The organism is Lentilactobacillus farraginis DSM 18382 = JCM 14108 (genome assembly GCF_000583655.1).
GTDB classification, from domain to species: Bacteria; Bacillota; Bacilli; order Lactobacillales; family Lactobacillaceae; genus Lentilactobacillus; species Lentilactobacillus farraginis.
In genome coordinates, this window is the sequence record NZ_BAKI01000003.1 from 24,714 (window position 1) to 43,033 (window position 18,320).

Genomic DNA, 18,320 nt, shown 5'->3' on the forward strand with positions numbered 1-18,320 from the left:
TGCAAACAGGAGGTAAAAATGGATTCTGACAAAACAACTAAAATTGGGTTATTTCAACTGGTAATGTTAACGCTTGGTTCTCTAATCGGATCAGGTTGGCTTTTCGGTTCTTGGGAAGCTTCAAGGATAGCGGGCCCCGCTGCCATCATCTCATGGGTGATTGGTGGTGCGGTTATTGCCGCGATCGCTTACGATTACGTTGAATTGGGCGCAATGTTTCCGGAAGCCGGCGGGATGAGCAAATACGCCCAGTATTCTCACGGACCGCTTCTGGGATTTATTTCTTCGTGGGCCAATTGGATTTCACTCATTACATTGATTCCAATCGAGCTGTTGCCGCCGTCCAATATATGAGTTCCTGGCCGTGGTCATGGGCCAATTGGACCCATCAATTCCTAAAAAATGGGACAATCACAACTACCGGACTCATGGTCGTTTTCTTGTTTATGCTGGCTTTTACACTGTTAAACTTCTGGTCGGTTAAGATATTAACCAGCTTTACCAGTCTCATTTCAGTGTTTAAGATCGGTGTTCCGACACTAACAATTATTATGCTGACAATTGCCAGCTTTCATCCTGAAAATTGCGGTCATTCATTGCACACGTTCATGCCATACGGGTCGGCACCCATCTTTGCGGCCACTTCATCAGCCGGGATTATTTTCTCGTTTAACGCCTTTCAAACGGTTATTAACATGGGAAGCGAAATTGAGAACCCCAAGAAAAACATCGGTCGTGGTATTTTCATCTCACTACTGATTAGCGGGATCATCTATGTCGTCCTACAAAGCGTTTTTATCACAGCAATTAAGCCATCGGCCGTTGCCGCGCATGGTTGGGGCGGGATCAACTTCAATTCACCATTTGCCGACTTGGCAATCATGTTGGGAATTCGCTGGTTATCCGTCCTGCTATACATGGATGCCTTTGTTTCACCGGTCGGTACCGGCGTTTCCTTTGCCGCATCAACCGGTCGGGCACTTTACGCCATGGAAAGTAATCAGCACATCCCAAGCTTCTTGGGAAAAATCAACCAGAAATACGGGATTCCCCGAGTTGCGATGCTCGTCAATTTGATTTTAAGTATGCTGATGGTTTCTGTCTTCAGGTCTTGGGCAACGTTGGCAACGGTTATTTGTACGTCAACTCTGATTGCCTATCTGACCGGACCAGTGACTGCAGTTGCCTTTCGTAAACTAGCACCGGACTTCAAGCGACCCGTTAAGTTGAAAAACTTAAGCTGGATGGCACCATTATCGTTTGTATTGGCCTCATTAGCTGTTTACTGGGCAATGTGGCCAACAACAGTCGAAGTTATTCTGGTTATCCTATTGGGCTTGCCGTTTTACTTCTACTACGAATATCGGGCCGGTTATGTTAATACACGAAAAGCTTTTTGGTCAAGTATGTGGATGATCTTCTACTTGATCTTCATCTCAATCATGTCTTATATCGGCAGTCATCAGTTTAACGGTGTTAACTGGATTCCGTATCCTTGGGATTTTGTTGTCATCATCGTTGCTTCTCTTGGTTTCTACTACTGGGGAATCAAGAGCGCTCACGTCTTCCCTGATTATTATCAGGCTAAAAAATTAAACGATACGGTTAAAGAATAAAACAAAGCATCGGTACAGCTATTTTTTCAGATGGCTGCACCGATGTTTTTTTATGACGTCCTCCCAAGGCACTTTTTATCATAACCCAATTTCCAGCTGGAAAAAACCGGCCGAAATTTTTCGTTCCGACCGATTTTAGGCATCAAAAGTGCCCCTGCCAAGGTATATTCATCATACATCAAATTATTGTCTTCGGGTAAATTAGTGGTCGATACAATTTTTTAAAGAAAATGCAGCGGCTTTAATCTCACGTCCCCGTTGAGATCGCTGGCTTTAAAATCGATTTATCCACAATCATAACCGTTGGCAAATCATTAACCACGTGTTATATTAGGGGCATTGGAGGATGATATATATGAATATGACTAAATTCGCTACAAAAGCTTCTATTACTTTGGGGGCAGCTTTAGGATTAGGTTTGTTTGTTGCACAACAACCTGCCAATGCCGCAACATGGCATAAGGGTACTCCTTCCGCTGTTCGGGGAACTTGGAAGACTAAATCAACGAGTATCGGTAGCGGTTCAACGAAACAAACTGCATACGATAAAGTCACAATTGGAAAAACTGCAATCTCAGATTACGCTTATACAGGCAAAAATAAGCTGGGCATGAAAGGAACATCTGCACAATATGCCGTGACTGGAAAGTATACTTACATAATCAAGGCTAAGATTTCCAAAAAAGTTACGATGACCCTTCACGTTAAAAAGACCAGCAGTAAAGTAATCGTTATTGGTAACGGTACTAAGAATACCAATCCTGCTAAATATTACAAAGCTTAATAAAGTGGGCTCCACCGCGTACTTGATTGCGTTGGTCGGGGCTCTCTTTTTGTTTATAATTCGACATTCAAGGTCAACTGATTATTTCTCCGTTACTTTGTTCTCTTTCCCGAGTATGCTATATTGGAGAAATTAGGAGGTGAATCCCGTCATGGAAATCAATACATCGATCAAGAAGCATTTAATTATTTTTTTAGACGCGTTGCTATTATTTTTTATTTTTGCAGGACCGTCAGTCCAAGCGGCTGCCTGGCATCAGGGTACGCCAAGCGCGTTACGCGGCAACTGGCAGTTAGCAGCCAAAACAGAAGCCGGTCCCAATGGCAAAGCGATTATTTATTATACATTATCATTCAGCAAAACAGCCATTAGTACCTCGGCTACTATTAATGGCAAAAGCTTGGAATACCGGATCCGACCGGTTGATTATCAACGTATTTCAAAAAACACCTACTTGGTCAGAAATCATGCTTCAAACGGAAATGAATCATTGCTAACCATTAACCAGGTTAACAAGAAAAAAATGATTGTCGGTAATGGCACTAAGAATACAAATAAAATGGCTTATTACAAAGTGGGAAAATAACCTTTTTACGTTTTTGAACCGGAACCACCCTAAAATTAACCGGATTGTTTTCACCACTGTTTAAATCGAGTAAAATTCTTAATTTTATCAGCCGCTGTCACGTGTTAGAATGGTTATTGTAATTGTTTATTCACCTACGGGTAACAATTGACAACAAACCACAATATTTTGAAATTAATTTGGAGGAATTTTTTTATGAAGAAAGCAATGTTGTTTGTCTTTGGGGTCTGCCTATTAGCCTTGGGGGGCTGTGCCAATACATCAAAGGTGGTTTCCAAATCAACAGACGCTGTTGATTCAATTAAGAGCGGCCAAGCTGTCGTTACCTTGAAGACAAAATCAGGAGTTGGCAGCCAACAAACGATTGATGGTGGGACATTTACCTTGAAGCCATTTGTTGTGGCTTTGAACCAATCAAACCAAAGCCAACCTACCAGCCATTACTACATCAACAAGAATATGCTTTATATTCAAATGAACAAAGTTTGGTATAAACAACCCATTTCTAAAAACAGTCAACTGATTAAGAATACCCGTAGCCAAATGTCTGCTCGTTCAGCGGCTCAAATCCTTAAGGGGATTAAAAAGGATTTGAAATTAAAATCCAACGATAAGACTTATACGCTCTCCTATGATGGTGACAGTAAAAAGGCAACCAGCGTTGCTAAGAAAGTGCTGATTTCCCAGTCCGGTAAAGCTGCTGAAAAGAACGCCGACAAGATCAGCGTTTCCCACCTGACGTTCAAATACACGGTTAACAAGAAAACTTATTTACCAACAAAATCAAATATTAAGATTCAATACACCAGTAAAGGGGAAGCTGCTACCACTACTGTTAGCGGTAGTTACGCCGACTTGAATAAGATTAACAAAGTTGATGTTCCTGAAAGTGTCATGACTCAAGCCAAGAAGTTCCCGGCAAGCTTAGCCAAATACATGGGTACGGATTAAGATGATTTAGTATCCCAGGATACTGACAACAGCCGGTTAATCACCGACTAAATCATCATTAAAAATAGTCTCCACTATTTGAGAAGCAACGTGCTTTTCGATAGCGGAGATTATTTTTAATTAAAAGTAATTTTCAAGCCAACCGCCCTAACATGATATGATATTATAAGTATTAACATACTTGAAAGGATGTTCATTTATAATGAAATCAAAGCGGAAGACATTACTCCTCAGCTTTTTAACCCCACTTATTATAGTAACCTGCTATTTTATTTATCGTAAATTCGCGCCATTTGGCAGTTCATCCGTAATGACTGTCGATATGGGCCAACAATATATTGACTTTTTTACTTACTTCAGAACGACGATCCTACATAACCCCGGTGGGATGCTTTATTCATTTAGCAAAGCACTGGGCGGCGACATGCTGGGAACTTGGAGCTACTATTTAATGAGCCCCCTGAACCTGTTAATTCTGCTGTTCCCGTTAAGCAAACTGCCAGCCGTTGTCGGTATAATTACAATTTTAAAATACGCACTGGCAGGCCTAACTGCCGGTTATACATTTATCAAACTCCAAAAGACGACTGGCTGGCCGGTAGTGGCCTTCTCAACCGTTTATGCACTGATGGGCTGGATGGTGGCCAACCAGTTAAACACCATCTGGGTAGACGGTGTGATCCTGCTGCCGCTGATCTTTTTAGGACTCACCCATATTCTGCAGGGTGGCGGTACCAAGCTTTACATTATCAGCTTGGCAGCCATTTTAATGATCAATTATTACATTGGCTGGATGATTGCCATTTTTGTTTCTGCTTATGTGGTTATTTTTACCCTTTGCAAAGCCTATCAAACGACCAGTGCCTATTGGAAAGTCGTTTTAAAGTGGCTGGGGGCTTCGCTCATCAGTGGTGCGCTGGCAGCTTGGATTTTAGTTCCCACCTTCTTTGCACTCCTTAAGAGTAAGTCTAACCTGGAATCATCACCACTACTTTTCCGCTTTGAATACAATCCGTTTCAAATGATTGCCAAGTTTGTCAACGGTGGTTTCAACTTTAATCAACTACCAAAAGGAACCCCCAACATCTTTGTCGGCAGTATCGCCTTAATCATGTGTCTGTACTACTTTTTTGCGCCAACCATAAAACGCCGCTTAAAGATTGCCAATGGCATTTTACTGGCGTTCATGATTTTATCCATGTGCTTTGAACCGTTGGACGTATTATGGCACGGAATGGCCCTGCCCGTTTGGTATCCGTTCCGCTTCTCATTCATTTTTTCTTTCTTAGTTATTACGATGGGCTTTTCAGCACTTCAGGAAGCCCTGAAAAACGGCATTATCTGGCGCAGATTTGCCATTTGCCTCGGTATTATGGTTGCCGGATTCCTCTATATTACTATTGCCATTAAGAATTTCGAATTTTTGACGTATGGTAAGATTTTAACTGCAGCTATTTTTCTGATTCTATCGGTTCTCCTGATCTTTCTTTGGACCAAATTTCCCAAGAAAACTTTCTTTCCACTACTCATGTTTCTCTTAATAGCTGTAGAGATGGGAACCAATCTGGCGGTTTCACTTTCAAGTCTCAGCTATTTGGACGCAGCCAACTATACCGAATTTTCAAAGCTAATGCGGGCCGCCAGCAGTAAAACCAGAAAAATGGACAGTGGCTTTTACCGGTCCGCGACAACCTTCAGTCGAACCAGAAATGATGCCATGACCGGTAACTTTTACGGTGGTTCGGTATTTTCGTCCACGTTGGAAACAGCAACCACTAACTTCTATAACGATATTGGTAATCCTAGTGATATGTACTACTCCGTTTATTCCAACGGAACGATTTTTACTGATTCATTGCTGTCAATGAAATATTACTTCACACCGCGACACGTTAAAAACAAATCCGAATACCGCCGCTCACTTAATTATTTGACGCCACTAACTTCAAGACCGGACCTGGTTGATTACAGCAAGGTCGCCCATACTGATTTAATTAACATTTACAAGAACCCATACACTTTACCATTGGGCTTTCTGTCCCGGCGTCAATACATGTTCCCAATTAACGATACAAGTGAAACGGCCGCTTATCAAAATCAAGTTGCCTCTCAACTCGATCCACGGGTGGGAAATTTATTTACAACCGTCACACCAACTAAGATCACCTACGATAATGCTTACCGGGCTGCCAACTTTTCTAATTCACAAATTAAAAAAATTGACAAAACTGAGCCTGCCGGCATTGAAATGACCATTCCGGTTAAGAAACATACCTCCTATTACATGTCATTAGGTCCCCGAATGACGCAGGACACCCTAACGTACCTGGTCAACGGAAAACCGTTGCAGCAATACCGGACTTCTGCCAAAGAGACCTTGTTGAATTTGGCAACCGGCACCAACAAAGATCGAAAAATTCATTTGCTGATCCTGGCCAATGTCAATCACGCACCTTTACAAAACGTCTTCTTTTATGCACTTGATAACAATAAAGTCAAAACGTTAACTAACGATCTGAAAAAGAACCCGTATAAGATTACGCACCACACCGCCCGCTCAATTACGGGAACTATCACCTCACCAAATGATGACCGCACGATGACCACCACAATTCCCTATTCCAAGGGTTGGACGGCAACCGTTGACGGTAAAAAGGTGACGCCACACCAATGGGCAAAAATGTTTATCTATCTGACAATCAATAAGGGTAAACACACCGTTAAGTTCACCTATACGCCTGTTGGCCTTAATACCGGTATTATTATTTCGCTGATAGCGTTGGTCGCACTGTTGGGGATTATCGGCTACCCAATTTATAAACGACGAAAAACAACATCGACAACCACTTCGGCAAACAATTAATCAGTATTAATCCCAAAAAGTATTTTATCAATTTGGTAAAATGCTTTTTTTATACCCGTTTGATAAGTTCTGTCAAAAATCCATCCTTAATTTAAGCTGATTTTAAGTTAAGTTTGGGAAAATAATGACAAATAATACTTCAATATTGCTTTATTTTGAAAAAATAATCCGCCTTTTCCCTTCAAATACTAGAAAATTGTATTACGTCCAGTGCGCCTGGGCACCTTTTTGAAATATTTTTGTAATATAACTTTTCGCATTGAGATCGATTCCATCGGCTTGCTAAAAGCGCTTATTACTATTTTTTAGGTAAGCCATGACATTACATATATTACCTCAATGTAAGATAAGTCACTTCCTCGAAATAAATTCGTACACTTCTCGATATTGTCTCGTAACAATTACCGGTTATACTCGTAAGAGTTAATTGATAGTGATTAACACATCGGAAAGAAACAGTAACTAATTTCTCGAATCTATTTATAGGAGTGTCTATCTTGAAAAAATTTATTACCACCATTCTAGCAACATCAGCAGCTGCCATCGGTTTGTTCTTCGCAGGCGCAGCAGGTGCAAATGCTTCCACGAACTACACAGTTAAGTCCGGCGACTCTGTCTGGGCAATCTCGCAACAATTCGGTTCATCAATCAATGCAATCGAAAGTGCAAACAACATCTCCAACCATTTGATCTTGCCTGGTCAAACATTGGTAATTCCTGACGGGACTTCGACTACTGCTACTACCAACACTACTCCAGCAGCAACTCAGTCAACTACCAATGCACAACAAAAGGCCAGCTACAGTCAACCAGCTGCTAATACTACCAGCAACACGACTGCTACAAGCACTGCTTCATACGGTAGCAGCACAAAGAGCGCTGTTTTGAGCCAAATGGCTTCAAGAACCGGTGTTTCAGCAGCTACTTGGGATGCAATCATCACTCGTGAATCAAACTGGCAGCCATCTGTTCGAAACAGTTCAAGTGGTGCTTACGGTTTATTCCAAAACATGCACATTAGTGGCGGTTCAGTTCAACAACAAGTTGACGCTGCCGTTAGCTTATACAACCAACAAGGCATGAGTGCCTGGGCTTTGGGTTAAGCTAAATAATTAATTTGAATTTTAGGCCATTCGAAAATTTTTCGAATGGTTTTTTTGTATGTAAAAAATCAAAATTTGAAACCGTAATTGCTTATTGCCTGCCCAGGCTTGGGATTTTAGACAATAAAAAAAGAGCCGGCCCAAAACGTTTTTAGGTACCTGCCCCTCAAAATGCGATATATCAGCTTTAATCGACTTTTTCAATCTTTCCTGTTGCAATCGGCAGCGTCGTATGTGGATCATAATGCATCACACTGCCCTGAACCGTGTCGGGTAAATCAACCGATTCCGGAATACCGTGAATATAAATTACGCGTTTCTCCAAGTGTAATTCATCATCGTTGAAAGTTTCTTTAAACTTTTTCTGAATGTCTTTTAACGAAACCTGTTTTTCATAGTGAAAATGGCCGTTTGCATCAGAAACCGGATAAGTATCAGTCGGGATATTCATTTCCGCCGGTTTATCATTAAACGGCACCATCGTTGTCCCTGAAACCGGCTCTGTTTCAGGCAGGTCAACGTAACCATCGTGGTTTACATCCTGCGCGATCGTAGCCGGTTTTGCATCACGACCATCAGGGAAGCCGTGAAAATGCATCCAATGTTGCGTGTTGGGTGACGTTTGGTTCATTGTAATTTCAACGGTTAATGTGTCATTGTCAATTGTAAAATCAGCCTCACCACTGGGGTGAATGCCAAGCTTATCCCCATTCAACGATTGAATTTCTGCACGGTATTTTTCTGCCATAATAATCACTCCTCTAAAACTATTTTGTACACAATCTTATTATAACCGTTTTTTCGATTTTTATAATACCTTTTCCAAAAATATTTTTAACACCGTTAAGTTTGTTTAAACGTATCAACCGGTTGAAGAGTTTTGTCGATCAAGTGTGCAATAATTGGCTGGATTTTTTCCCCTCCAATTGGCGGTTTTTATCTTTTCCAATTATTTTTATACTATATGGTATCAATTCAAAAATTTTAATCATCATCGAAAGGAATCAATCTGCCTATGAAATCAATACATCGTCAAACACCAAAACGACTGGTTTTACTCTCAATGTTTATTGCCATCATCATCGTTCAATCAATGGTCCCTTTTCTGGGCTACGTTACCATTGGCGTCGTCAGTATTACCCTTATTCAGTTAACCGTTGCCATTTCGGCTATTCTGCTTGGCAATCGGGCCGGCTTAATGACTGGTTTTGCCTGGGGATTACTTTCATTTATTCGCTCGTGGACATCTCCAAGCAGCCCACTGGAGGCACTGATGTTTCATAATCCATTTATCGCTATTTTACCAAGGATTTTAGTAGGACTTCTTGCCGGAATCGCTTATAATGTTGTCAGCAAACGAAAAAACGAAATTTTAGCTGCTAGTGTAAGCGGTTTAATTGCCTCGGTCACGAATACGATTCTGGTTTTGGGATTGAGTGCCTTCTTCTTCATTGGCCTTCACGCAACCATGGGATCTGTATCCGGCACGCAATGGGCCTGGCTCCTATTGGGAATTGCCGGCAATAACGGGATTTTTGAAGGTATTTTTTCATTTGTCGTAACCCCGATTATTGTGACGCCGTTATTAAAATCAAGCCACCTAAAACATCTTTTACAGGGAGACTAAATTATGGACTGGCATCTTGACCCTTCTGCCCACACATTTCGTTATCAACAGCTGATTAACCGGATTCAACGCGCCATTCAAAGCGGTGAATTACTGCCCGGAGAAAAATTACCTTCCGAACGCCGATTAGCCCAATTGCTCGGTATTGACCGCTCAACGGTTAATCGGGCTTACAGTGAATTAGCCGCCGGCAACATCGTTTCTCGAACAGTTGGCCAGGGAACCCGGGTTAAAGCGCGCACTAAGCCAACTAAACACCCTAATTGGCTGGCTTACCTGCGAACCAAATCTGATGATGCCGACTTGCTGACGGGCCAAATTGGTCAGAAGCCGCAACTGGACCTGGCAGCGAATATCCTACCGCCCAGCTTATGGCCGATACTCCCATCGGTGAAGTTTCCCCACTATCTGCCAAAAGAAGGCTCCGACAATGCCGTTTTGGGTTTGGCGGGATTACGGCACCAGATTTTACAAACAACGGGGAGTCGTCAATTGGCTGCTAAAGTCGACGATGCCCAAATTCTGATTACTTCCGGGATTCAGCAGGCTTTTACGCTGTTGGTTGAAGGTCTATTGGCACCGGGAGACGCGGTCGCTATCGAATCGCCTTCATCGTTGAATCAGCTGACAATCTTTCAACTACTGGGAATTCGTATTTACCGGGTCCCCATCAGTGAAACCGGCAAACTGGATCTTGTCAGATTGGCAAAATTAAAACGTCAGCACCAGATTAAGCTGCTATTTGTCATGCCAAACATTCAAAACCCCACCGGCACAACCATGACCCTGGCTGACCGTCAGAATTTGGTAACCACCTGTCGCGACCTGTCACTGCCCATCGTCGAGGGAGATCCGTTTCAACCATTGGTTCAATCACAACTCCCGACGCTGTTCTGCTTGGATCCGGACAACGTTATTTACGCGAGCACCCTCAGCTTATTAATGGGCAGCCAAACCAGAATCGGTTGGCTGTTTGGTCCGGCGCACGTCATGTACCAGCTGGGCATTCTGCGCGATAAACTGGGTGAACGAATCGGATTGGCCCAGCAGGTCGTTGCCGAAGAATTTTTACGCAGCCCGGCACTGAAATCCCAACAGAAACGATTAGCTGATTACTTATCTGCTCAACAGCACCGGTTGCGAGTCAAACTCGCGCCACTTGCGTCACGTCAATGGATTAAAGTCACTCCCGGCCAACCCGGTTTCTTTCTTTGGATTAACCTGTTGGGCCTACCGCCGCTTCAAGCACGGGATTATCTGCCCTTTCGAAAAAACGGCCTGTCAATTTTGCCGGCGCCCTACTTCGGCAGCTCGACGAATGGCTTTCGACTAGGCGTTGTCGGACTGGAAACAGCGGATCAACTGAATGAAGCCGCCATTAAAATCAAATCAGCGATCACAGAAATTCGGCGTCTAGCGGCCAACATAATGACGAACATTGACAACAAAAGGCGCCCGCAATTTGCGAAGCGCCTTTTGTACTAATATCTCAAGATTTAAACGTTTAAGCTTTTATGCTGTTTTGATAAGCCGCGATCGTCCCCAAAAACTGTTCGCCGTACTTGGCCAGTTTACTTTCGCCGACACCCTTAACATTCAAAAATTCCGCGTCATTTGTCGGCATATCAGCACACATTTCCCGCAAAGCCTTATCCGAAAAAATAACGAACGGTGGGACGCCCTGCTTTTCCGCCAGTTGACGGCGTAATTGACGCAGCTGCTCAAATAATTCGTCGTTAACCGGTAGGCTTTTGGTTGCTTTAACTGCCATTTTCCGGGAAACTTTTCGAGTCCCTTTTAAGACTGCCGCTCCAAGCGGGGTTACTTTTAAAACCGGATATTGACCGCCATCGGCCATCAAATAGCCCGCCGCAGTCAAGTAATCAATCAGTTCCACAATCTCCCGTTTGGACTGTTTTTTCATAATTCCGTACGTTGACAAGGCTTCAAAGTGAAGCTGCCTGATGCGCTGATCCTTTGATCCCGCCAATACTTGGGCAACCAGCGTTTTGCCGAACCGCTCATTCATTCGATAAACACACGACAGCACCTTTTGTGTATCCACCGTAATGTCCTGCGATTCTCGGGTGTCCAAACAGTTGCTGCACCGACCACACGTCGGCCCTGTTTCACCAAAGTAGTGCAGGATAAACTGCTGGAGACACTGTTCAGTATTGGCATATTGAACCATCATTTGCAGCTTTTCGTATTCCCGTTGTTTGCTCTGTTCATCTCGGTCCGACTGTTCAATAAAGAAGTGCTGGGTTTGCACATCAGCAATTTTAAACAACAGAATTGCTTCGCTGGGCAATCCGTCCCGACCAGCCCGGCCGGCTTCCTGATAATAAGCTTCCAAGCTTCCCGGAACGGCATCATGGATTACAAAACGGACGTTGCTCTTATCAATCCCCATTCCAAAAGCATTCGTGGCAACCATTACGGGCGCCCGGTCATACAAAAAATCTTCCTGATTCTGACGGCGCTCTTCCCGACTCAAGCCGCCATGATACATGGTCACTGCGACGTGGTGTCGCTTCAGCAGTCCAGTCAGCCTTTCAACCTCTTTTCGGGTACTGGCATATATAATGCCGGATTGCCCCGAATTCAGCTTTAAATAGTCCAGTAGGTACGTGTCACTATCTTGATCTTTAACGACTTTAAACGCCAAATTATCCCGTTCAAAACCGGTTTTAACTTCCTGTGAAATGCCCAGTCGTTCTTTAATATCTTCAGCACTCTCGGGGTTGCTGTCGCTGTTAACGCAATAATCGTCGGTTTGCTGGGCAATTGATGAAGATGCGTGGTTAATGCCAGGTAACTTGGCCGAAAATCGTGGCCCCACTGGGAAATGCAGTGCGCTTCGTCAACTGCCACCAACTTAATCGGTAATGCTGCCAATTGGGAAAACGCCCCGGAATCCAGCCGTTCGGGAGAAACATACAACAGCTTAATCTCGCCGTTTTTGGCCTGCTCAAACCGATCGTTGATCTCATCAAACATCAAAGTACTGTTTACAAAGGTCGCTGGAATGCCGGTTTCATTCAAAGCATCAACCTGATCCTTCATTAACGCGATCAAAGGTGAAATAACCAGCGTCACCCCATCCAACATCAGTGCCGGAATTTGGTAACAGATCGATTTCCCGCCACCGGTTGGCATAATGGTCAGGACATTTTGATGCGCCAAAATATCGTTGATAGCAGTCTCCTGTCCCGGCCGAAACTGATCATACCCGAATTTTGATTTTAAAAGTTCCTGGGGTGTCATTTAATTTGTCTGCCTTTCCAAGTAAATTACTTTTCCCATGATTACATACGTTAAGAGTTTACCAAAATTTAACCGGAGATGCGATAGCCCAGAAGGTATTAAACTAATTTTTATTGGTCTACCAGGTTAATTTGAAAAATTGGCATTAATTCCCATTTCCACCTATACTATTGATGTGGCAATCACTTCTTGGAGGAATATTTATGAATAAACATTTAATAATCACAACGCTGCTTTTGTCTGTATTGACAGCCTCAATTTTCTTTTTCCAGTCTGCAGCGCCAACAAACGCAAAGGTAACCGTCTCCACTAATAAAACATTTAAGAAAACATCATTTCTTTCTAACACTAACAAACCGGTCTATGTCTGGAACGCAACGCTCACTAAGAAACGTCATAACTTGAAAAACTATCCACGAACAAATCTTTATTCAACAAAGCGGGTAACTATAAAAACCAACCATTATTTTGGCAGTTACTACTACGTTCATAGTGCCAATAATAAAATCAAGGGATACGTCTGGCATAATCACCTGATTCAAGGCACCTGCTTTAAAGGCGGCTTTTATCGCTACCCTACTTTGAATGTTCTGTTGTCCAATCGACCATATCGTAAGGGAACCGGAAACAGTGGCATGTGGAACGCTTCAGGAGTTTATTCTTCTGCCACTCGAATTCACGGCATTTTAAATAAAGACGGTTTACAGAAGTTTTCGAAAGTGCCTGCTTTGAAACAGCAAAAAGTCGTTTTAAATTACTTAAAAAAGAGTCGTCCTTATCTGCCAAAAATGATTGAATATGGCAATCATAACGGTGCCAGAATTACAATGAAAAAAGTTTATTACGAGCCATTCAAGTGGGTTCGCATTCCCATGATTGAAATTCTTAACGGAAACGCAACCAGTGGTAACTGGGAAGAAATTAACACTTTCTCTGCAGTGCTGGATCTCACAACATTGCCAAACGGTGCTAAGCCGATTGCAACCTATAATGTTAATAAGACATCGGTTATTCCTTTTGGTGGTCGGCAATTCGATTTTGCTGATCCCACTCCCCAGTTTGCGACTTACGCTAACGGCCCCATTATTCACATATACGGAAACGGCTTTGGGCCTAAGCACAATCTCTCACTTGTTGACCTGAATAGATGGTTACGTTACGTTCCCACACGTAATATTCTAAAGTTGTCGAACACACGACCAACATTGAAAAACGGTATCTGGTATGTTGCACCAACTTATCAAGACAATGTTAGCTATGACGCTCATAGTAAAAAAATACTTACTCAAATTGACAGCTCCAAATCTCAATACTACCGGTTTGCTGACGCTAGTGGCTTTACACAGTATCACTACGAAAATGGCAAGTGGCATGGCCAATATCAAGTTAAGTTTAATTCACCGGACTTCAATAAAGGCAATCAGGTGTCCATGACATTTGCTAATATGATAACAAAATCTGACGGTAATGATACCTGGTTGTCCCCAACCAACGAACACGTCATTAAAACTTTTCCGGGTAATGATTCTGAGGTGTTACCTTATCTTTATAAATCAGTTAGTTATTACGATACCTTTTTAAATAATCAGAATTAGCAATATTGAATACTTGCAAACTATCTGGGCATGAATTTGGGAGCTCTTTAATACTTCTGATACTAATTATCTGCTGCCAAGGCATCGGCACTTATTAACTATTTAAGCAAACTGCGCCTAAGGGTAAGTAAGAAGCTACTTCTGAATATATCCTCAAAATTTTAACCATATGAAAAGACAGCTGCTCGTAAAATGAGTAGCTGTCTTTCCATTAACTAATATTACTAATAAGATCGGTCTGTAAATGAACTTAATTAAAAATCATTTCAATTTTTTTGTATCAAAAGATTTAATTTATGCGTCCCACGAGAACTAAATGGCGGTTCCCGTACATTCACATAATTTCAAAAATCATTGACCTAACAGCATTCTTCAAAAATTATCTATTCAGAATTGAACATCTTTTGAATATAATTGCCGCAAAAGATCAATCGAAGCTGGCGGGCAGATACATATACTAACCGGATAACATATATTGAAAATAACCCTACTTATCATCATTTTTTTGGTACTTTGTCGAGCTGTTCTGATCCGGAAATAGCCGATCATGAGAACCAACTCGAATGCCAATTAAGATTAATTCATCTTCATCGATGGTATAAACGACGAGGACGTCATTTATATCATTGGGCTGATTTCCTGGGGGTGTATCACGTAAATGAAATTCATGATACCCAGCTAATCGGCGGGTGAGTTCGTGGTCATCAAATTCCGGGGGTAACTGATGAGTTTCCAGCAGCAGATCAATGGTTGCCCGAACCTCATCGATAATGTTATGATCCAAGCTGGCCAGCCGTTTCAAGTCAGCATTAAAGGTTGCTCGTGGTTTGAATCGGAGTTTTTTCATGATTTAAACTGATCCCAATAATGGTCGTCGGATTCGACAATTTCATCATCTGGCAAGACATGGCGTTTGATCAGCTGATCGCGGGCAACGGCATATTCTAAAGACCCTTCTTTGGCCCGCAAAGCCGTTCATACCAATCCATTTTTTCCTGGGAGATAATGGCAACTGAGCGGTTGTTCGAGCGGGCAATGTAGACGGTTTCGTCATCATCATTAACTTGGTCAAGATATTTTTTTAAATGTGAGCGAAAATCGCTTTGAGTTAAAGCAATGGTCATTTGAATCACCCTTTCTGTACTTAATATTGTACTTTATTAAGTACTTAATTACAAACAATTATTCAATGTTTATTGCCGATAATGTAGTCGAAGTGATAGAATTCATCCAGTAATTGGGATATATAACCGTCAACTGACCTTGTTTTTTAAATTGATCATCTAATCGCGTATACTGAAAGTACATCAAAAGCTGAATCGGTAAAAAGGAGATTTAATATGGTTAATAAATTAACAAAGGTTTTATTAGTGAGCTGCCTAGCTTTAAGTATCGGACTTATAACGCAATCACTTGTAGTCCACGCAGCCAAGGCTTACCAACCGATTAAAAGTAAAAGCTATGCAACCATCTTGCCAACTTATCATAATAAAGCTGGTAATCCCCAAGCTGCGATTTGGAATAATAGTCTAACCCAAAAACGATTTTTATTAAGTGATTATCCTGGGACGAATTGGTATGTTTTCAAAAGCTATAAAATGACTAATGGTAAGAAGACGGGGATTTTTTATCGAATTAAGAATCCTGAAAACACCGTTTCTGGTTTAGTTTGGCGGGGATATCTGAAGCCGATTAAACATTTGAGTATTAAACAACAGACGCTGAATGCACTACCTGGCACTATTTATAGTCCTAAACTACAACAGATTGTTAATCAATTAAGGAACCATCCAGAAAGTGAAGAAGAGTATCTCCGAAAAGCTTTGGGTCCGCAATATGCTCAGCTAAAAAACATTGCTCTTCCAAGCATTGGGCGGATGAAATCCGTAAAACAATTACGGGCCGGTACAATTTCTTACAATGCATTCTTACAAAGGGAGCTTCCATTTAGCATTAAGGGTTCCTACCATGATAAGACCGGATTAGCCGGCATTCATACCGTCAAAGATCTTACTGGATGGCAAGTAGCCTTTATTATAGCAGGGAAAAATAGCAAAGCTTATGGAAATGGTGGCATCTATTTTTTGAAACCCGAATAAATTGTGACTTGCTCTACATTATGGAATCAATGGAACATCCATACAAAATAGACTAAGTTCCAGGTCGAACCCAGTCTCCTATCCCTGTTACGTTCGTGGCAGAAGGTCCAAACCACAGAACTACAATCGGTAGGTATCCGATCTTCGCCATATCAATTCGTATTCTCGTATACGAACAGCCGTGGAGAGATCAATCAGCCACTCCACCCCTTTTATTTGAACAATCGTTTGAAAACAATTAGAAAGCGCCATTCTAATCTAGCGAAGCCCCACCCGCACGCACTGAGACACACAGTGGCAACCATTCTTAGTGAAGCAGGCATGTCGATTGACGACATTTCGAAAGCTTTAACACATTCTGACCCACGAACGACCAAATTATATGTTGACGCCCCGAATATCGTTAAGCTGTCAACTTACACGACTTTTGATGAATATTTGAACCAGCAGCAAAGAAACTAAAAAATTAGCCAACAGACGACCCAATTTTCGACCCAATTGGAAAATCTGTTGACTATTTTCGTTGTTGAACTGTTTTGAAACCCTTTTATACCAAGTGTTTGAAGTTATGCGTCCCCCGAGAGTCGAACTCGGATCATGAGGACCGAAATCTCATGTGCTATCCATTACACTAAGGACGCCTTACATCTTCTAATTATAGCGTTTTTTGAATATTAATACAACCATGAATTTGAATTACATGTCCGCGACTTTGTCAGCTTCGTCTTCCAAATATCCCAATAGTCTGTCGGCATTGGCTTCAAAGTCCTGTTCAAAGGAATCACCCAACGGCTGGATTCTTTTGGTTACTTGATTGTTAAGGTCAAAAACCTGAATTTCGTTGCCGACCAGTTTGCCGGTGTCATAGTGACCGTCCTCCGCATAATCCAGATAGGCTTGGAAGGTATCCTGAATCGTCTGTCGCATCACCTGTTCTTTAGTAACTTTGGGGTCACGCGCCTTTTTAATCGCAAATTTATCTTCTAACTCCCGCATGTTTTCTGGATATTCTAGTGACATGTTGCCAACTCCTTAATAACTTGATTGTTTATTTTCTCTATCCATTGTACCACGTTACAAATCGGGTTTATTACTTGCTTTTTTTGACATTTTAGTTGACCATTGAGATTGTAAGATGATCATTTTTTATTAAGGGGGTTTAAATTTTGACACACGCAATTACAGTTGAAGAATCACGCCAGCTCGATGCCAAGACTATTAATGAAATCGGAATTCCTTCCCTGGTTTTAATGGAGCGGGCCGGCTTAAAAATTTATGAAAATATGCTTGATAATAACAATTTAGACTTGGATAACATTCTTATCCTTGCCGGTACCGGTAATAATGGTGGTGACGCATTGGTAGTTGCTCGACTACTGTACACCCACGGGTACAAAGTCCACACACTAACCGTTGGTAATCCAGCCCACGCCAGCGACGATCACGTTACCCAGGCCAAGATCTGCGACTACTATCAAATCCCAAAAGTCTTTTTGGATGAAAAATTTGATAAATACACGACAATCGTAGACGGGTTATTTGGCAGCGGTTTGTCAAGAAACGTTGGTGGTGATTTTGCAACCGCAATTGATAAGGCAAACGCCGCAAAAGCCGCTATTCACGCCATTGACATCCCTTCAGGCTTGAACGGCGACACCGGCGAAGTGATGGGCACCGCTATTAAAGCAACTTCCACATCAACGATTGCTTATCCCAAGGTCGGCATGTTAAAAGACGCCGCCAAGCCGTATACTGGCAAACTCTACGTTGATGACATCGGTATCTACCGCGGCAATCAATTTGAAGGTGAATAATTATTAGCAGCCCCA

The 18,320-nt window shown here is 42.1% G+C and carries 14 protein-coding genes, 1 tRNA gene and 3 pseudogenes; 12 read left to right on the forward strand and 6 right to left on the reverse strand.

What is annotated here, in order from left to right; genetic code table 11:
* The first annotated feature begins 18 nt into the window (after window positions 1-18).
* From JCM14108_RS01885 to JCM14108_RS01910, 6 genes and pseudogenes are all read left to right on the forward strand, one after another.
* Window positions 19-1,616: pseudogene (locus JCM14108_RS01885) on the forward strand (APC family permease).
* A 355-nt stretch (window positions 1,617-1,971) separates the two neighbouring features.
* Window positions 1,972-2,400: a hypothetical protein gene (locus tag JCM14108_RS14050; protein WP_235807079.1), complete on the forward strand. Its 429-nt coding sequence runs from the start codon at window positions 1,972-1,974 to the stop codon at window positions 2,398-2,400.
* A gap of 151 nt (window positions 2,401-2,551) precedes the next feature.
* Window positions 2,552-2,986, forward strand: coding sequence for a hypothetical protein (locus tag JCM14108_RS01895; RefSeq protein WP_035177929.1), 435 nt, complete (start codon window positions 2,552-2,554; stop codon window positions 2,984-2,986).
* A 195-nt stretch (window positions 2,987-3,181) separates the two neighbouring features.
* Window positions 3,182-3,937: a DUF6612 family protein gene (locus tag JCM14108_RS01900; RefSeq protein ID WP_035177932.1), complete on the forward strand. Its 756-nt coding sequence runs from the start codon at window positions 3,182-3,184 to the stop codon at window positions 3,935-3,937.
* 202 nt (window positions 3,938-4,139) lie between these two features.
* Window positions 4,140-6,800: a YfhO family protein gene (locus tag JCM14108_RS01905; protein WP_035177934.1), complete on the forward strand. Its 2,661-nt coding sequence runs from the start codon at window positions 4,140-4,142 to the stop codon at window positions 6,798-6,800.
* A gap of 497 nt (window positions 6,801-7,297) precedes the next feature.
* Window positions 7,298-7,903 carry a LysM peptidoglycan-binding domain-containing protein gene (locus JCM14108_RS01910; RefSeq protein ID WP_191978520.1) on the forward strand — a complete coding sequence of 202 codons (606 nt, stop codon included), beginning with the start codon at window positions 7,298-7,300 and terminating at the stop codon, window positions 7,901-7,903.
* A gap of 187 nt (window positions 7,904-8,090) precedes the next feature.
* Here the strand turns inward: JCM14108_RS01910 and JCM14108_RS01920 are convergent, their stop codons facing one another.
* Window positions 8,091-8,651, reverse strand: a complete 561-nt coding sequence (locus JCM14108_RS01920; RefSeq protein WP_035177943.1) for a hypothetical protein — start codon at window positions 8,649-8,651, stop codon at window positions 8,091-8,093.
* 267 nt (window positions 8,652-8,918) lie between these two features.
* Between JCM14108_RS01920 and JCM14108_RS01925 the strand changes: the two genes are divergently transcribed.
* Together JCM14108_RS01925 and JCM14108_RS01930 are read left to right on the forward strand one after the other, a co-directional pair.
* Window positions 8,919-9,530, forward strand: coding sequence for an ECF transporter S component (locus JCM14108_RS01925; RefSeq protein ID WP_035177948.1), 612 nt, complete (start codon window positions 8,919-8,921; stop codon window positions 9,528-9,530).
* Window positions 9,531-9,533: 3 nt separating this feature from the next.
* Window positions 9,534-11,015, forward strand: coding sequence for an aminotransferase-like domain-containing protein (locus JCM14108_RS01930; protein WP_051995978.1), 1,482 nt, complete (start codon window positions 9,534-9,536; stop codon window positions 11,013-11,015).
* Between the two features lie 19 nt (window positions 11,016-11,034).
* On the opposite strand, the pseudogene recQ reads toward JCM14108_RS01930, so the two are convergent.
* Window positions 11,035-12,797: pseudogene (gene recQ / locus JCM14108_RS01935) on the reverse strand (DNA helicase RecQ).
* 203 nt (window positions 12,798-13,000) lie between these two features.
* Here recQ and JCM14108_RS01940 point away from each other — a divergent pair.
* On the forward strand, window positions 13,001-14,392 hold the full coding sequence (locus tag JCM14108_RS01940; protein ID WP_035177951.1) for a hypothetical protein: 1,392 nt from the start codon (window positions 13,001-13,003) through the stop codon (window positions 14,390-14,392).
* Window positions 14,393-14,879: 487 nt separating this feature from the next.
* Here JCM14108_RS01940 and JCM14108_RS01945 read toward each other — a convergent pair whose 3' ends face one another.
* Together JCM14108_RS01945 and JCM14108_RS01950 are read right to left on the reverse strand one after the other, a co-directional pair.
* Window positions 14,880-15,239 (reverse strand): type II toxin-antitoxin system YafQ family toxin, encoded by a 360-nt coding sequence (locus JCM14108_RS01945; protein ID WP_035177954.1) that lies wholly within the window; start codon window positions 15,237-15,239, stop codon window positions 14,880-14,882.
* A pseudogene (locus JCM14108_RS01950) lies at window positions 15,236-15,516 on the reverse strand (type II toxin-antitoxin system Phd/YefM family antitoxin). The gene JCM14108_RS01945 and the pseudogene JCM14108_RS01950 overlap by 4 nt, the downstream one beginning before the upstream one ends.
* A gap of 216 nt (window positions 15,517-15,732) precedes the next feature.
* Between JCM14108_RS01950 and JCM14108_RS01955 the strand changes: the two are divergent.
* Together JCM14108_RS01955 and JCM14108_RS14225 are read left to right on the forward strand one after the other, a co-directional pair.
* The gene (locus JCM14108_RS01955; RefSeq protein ID WP_035177957.1) at window positions 15,733-16,491 is read left to right on the forward strand and encodes a hypothetical protein; all 759 of its coding nucleotides are present in this window, start codon (window positions 15,733-15,735) and stop codon (window positions 16,489-16,491) included.
* A 135-nt stretch (window positions 16,492-16,626) separates the two neighbouring features.
* Window positions 16,627-16,953 carry a tyrosine-type recombinase/integrase gene (locus JCM14108_RS14225; RefSeq protein ID WP_268872150.1) on the forward strand — a complete coding sequence of 109 codons (327 nt, stop codon included), beginning with the start codon at window positions 16,627-16,629 and terminating at the stop codon, window positions 16,951-16,953.
* Window positions 16,954-17,060: 107 nt separating this feature from the next.
* Here JCM14108_RS14225 and JCM14108_RS01965 read toward each other — a convergent pair.
* Together JCM14108_RS01965 and JCM14108_RS01970 are read right to left on the reverse strand one after the other, a co-directional pair.
* Window positions 17,061-17,132, reverse strand: a tRNA-Arg gene (locus JCM14108_RS01965).
* Window positions 17,133-17,187: 55 nt separating this feature from the next.
* Complete coding sequence (locus JCM14108_RS01970) at window positions 17,188-17,511, reverse strand: hypothetical protein (protein ID WP_035177961.1); 324 nt, start codon at window positions 17,509-17,511, stop codon at window positions 17,188-17,190.
* A gap of 146 nt (window positions 17,512-17,657) precedes the next feature.
* Here JCM14108_RS01970 and JCM14108_RS01975 point away from each other — a divergent pair, with 146 nt between their 5' ends.
* Window positions 17,658-18,305: an NAD(P)H-hydrate epimerase gene (locus JCM14108_RS01975; RefSeq protein ID WP_035177964.1), complete on the forward strand. Its 648-nt coding sequence runs from the start codon at window positions 17,658-17,660 to the stop codon at window positions 18,303-18,305.
* Window positions 18,306-18,320 lie beyond the last annotated feature (15 nt).

Bases quoted from the DNA above. Each gene is read 5' to 3' on its own strand.
- JCM14108_RS14050 (WP_235807079.1), top strand. From the start codon at position 1,972: ATGAATATGACTAAATTCGCTACAAAAGCTTCTATTACTTTGGGGGCA.
- JCM14108_RS01895 (WP_035177929.1), top strand. From the start codon at position 2,552: ATGGAAATCAATACATCGATCAAGAAGCATTTAATTATTTTTTTAGAC.
- JCM14108_RS01900 (WP_035177932.1), top strand. From the start codon at position 3,182: ATGAAGAAAGCAATGTTGTTTGTCTTTGGGGTCTGCCTATTAGCCTTG.
- JCM14108_RS01905 (WP_035177934.1), top strand. From the start codon at position 4,140: ATGAAATCAAAGCGGAAGACATTACTCCTCAGCTTTTTAACCCCACTT.
- JCM14108_RS01920 (WP_035177943.1), bottom strand. From the start codon at position 8,651: ATGGCAGAAAAATACCGTGCAGAAATTCAATCGTTGAATGGGGATAAG.
- JCM14108_RS01925 (WP_035177948.1), top strand. From the start codon at position 8,919: ATGAAATCAATACATCGTCAAACACCAAAACGACTGGTTTTACTCTCA.
- JCM14108_RS01930 (WP_051995978.1), top strand. From the start codon at position 9,534: ATGGACTGGCATCTTGACCCTTCTGCCCACACATTTCGTTATCAACAG.
- JCM14108_RS01940 (WP_035177951.1), top strand. From the start codon at position 13,001: ATGAATAAACATTTAATAATCACAACGCTGCTTTTGTCTGTATTGACA.
- JCM14108_RS01945 (WP_035177954.1), bottom strand. From the start codon at position 15,239: ATGAAAAAACTCCGATTCAAACCACGAGCAACCTTTAATGCTGACTTG.
- JCM14108_RS01955 (WP_035177957.1), top strand. From the start codon at position 15,733: ATGGTTAATAAATTAACAAAGGTTTTATTAGTGAGCTGCCTAGCTTTA.
- JCM14108_RS01970 (WP_035177961.1), bottom strand. From the start codon at position 17,511: ATGTCACTAGAATATCCAGAAAACATGCGGGAGTTAGAAGATAAATTT.